Consider the following 1,857-nt stretch of genomic DNA (forward strand, 5'->3'; position numbering starts at 1 on the left):
CGTGTCCATCAGCAGTACGCCGAAGCCTACGTTACCAAAGGCCGACGACAGCCAATAACCCCAGGCGATCTGAAACCCAGCGTACTTGCCGAAACCGCTGCGCGAGTACATGTAGATCCCGGACGTCAGCTCAGGCTTGATGTCTGCCAACACCTGGAGGGTCCTGGCCAGGAAGAAGATGCCGAGCCCGGACACGACCCACGCAATGATAACGGCGCCCAGCGAGGCGAACTGGGGCATGTTCTGCGGTAAGTTGAAAACGCCCCCGCCGACCATCGCACTGACGACGAGCATCGTCATTGCGACTAGCCCAAGCTTCTTGTTGTTTTTCGAGATCACTTTCGAGTCAGCCATTGTCTTACCTTTTCAACAAGTGAGAGTCGCAGACCGTGTCGGACATGATTGCTTCACGCATAAGATTCGGTACTGTCCGGCTTTGACCTCGACACCGTGTGTGTCGTGGGCAAAACCGGGCATTTCGGCGTCGAACGCTTCGAGTGCCTTGAGGAAGCCGAGCAACGGGCCTTGGGCATTGCCTGCGTTCTCACCGGGCATCATCAAAGGAATTCCGGGCGGATACGGGACCACGCCCGTGGCAACCGTGCGCCCTGCCATCTGGTCGAGCGTCAGCAATTCGACGTCGTTATTGACAACACGCTCGTAAGCCTGCACCGGGGACAAGACCGCCGTGGGCAACGAGCCAAAGCTTGCGTGAAGTAGCTCGGTGGTCCGATACTTCTTCACCGCTGCGAATAGCGCCTTGGCGAGATCGGCAAGCCCAAGCGTGCCGTAGTGTGCCGGGTGGGCCGCGACGAGAGCCGGGATAGCCTGAGCGAGCGGCGTGTTAGCGAGCACGTCGCGATGAAATCCGAGTAGCGCGTTGATCAGCGTGCCCCATTTCCCACGCGTAATGCCCATCGAAAACAGGAACAGGCTAGTGAAGTCCGTGGTCTTCTCCACGACGATGCCTTGTGCGTCGAGGTAAGCAGCCAGCAATGCGGCCGGGATTCCCTCGGACATCAACGTGCCGTCACGCTCCATACCGGGTGTCACGACCGACACCTTGATCGGGTCCAGCATGCAATACCCGTCCTCAAGGTCGGCAAACCCATGCCACGACTCGCCCGGACGCAAGACCCATGCGTTCGGATCGCGCACAAGCGTTTCTGGATCGGCGTCTTGGAACGGAATCGCCTTGCCGCTCTGAATGTCTGCAACAGTGTCCGGCTGCCACGCATTGCAGAACCAACTGCCCTTGGCTTGGAATTCAGCGTGAAGCCGCGCCAACGTCTGCCGAAAAGCCACTGCTTCGCGGATCGACTCGCCGGTCAGCGCCTCGCCCGATGGGCCATCCATCATCGCAGCTGCAACGTCGTTCGACGCAATGATCGCGTACTGCGGTGACGTCGACGCATGCATCATGAACGCCAGATTGAATCGCTCATGATCGATTGGCCGGCGCCCGTCGCGTACGTGAATGTAGGACGCCTGCGACAGCGCCGCCAGCAACTTGTGGGTCGACTGTGTCGCGAAAATCGTCGGGCCGTCCCCAGACGACTCGGCAGGGTTACCGTGCATCGCGAAGCGACCGGCGTAGAGCGGGTTGAACCGCGCGTAGCCGTACCACGCTTCGTCGAAATGGAGCCGATCCACGGACAGCCCGAGCAGCTGTACGACGCGCTCCACGTTATAGCAGAGGCCATCGTAGGTCGAATTCGTTATTACCGCGTGGAGCGGCTCTCGATTCATACCCTCCGTTACGAGCGCATTGGCTCCGATACGATCACGGACGGCGCCCGGCTCGAGATGCTGCGAGGGAATGGGTCCGATGAGGCCGAGGTAGTTACGCGAAGGCAT

The 1,857-nt window shown here is 60.1% G+C and carries 1 protein-coding gene and 1 pseudogene; both read right to left on the reverse strand.

What is annotated here, in order from left to right; genetic code table 11:
- On the reverse strand, nucleotides 1-354 hold a 354-nt coding region (locus BSU04_RS11705), incomplete at its 3' end, for an amino acid permease (protein WP_218827260.1).
- A gap of 12 nt (nucleotides 355-366) precedes the next feature.
- A pseudogene (locus tag BSU04_RS11710) lies at nucleotides 367-1,857 on the reverse strand (arginine decarboxylase); the annotation flags it as partial.

It is taken from the genome of Caballeronia sordidicola (assembly GCF_002220365.1).
Classification (GTDB): Bacteria; Pseudomonadota; Gammaproteobacteria; order Burkholderiales; family Burkholderiaceae; genus Caballeronia; species Caballeronia sordidicola_C.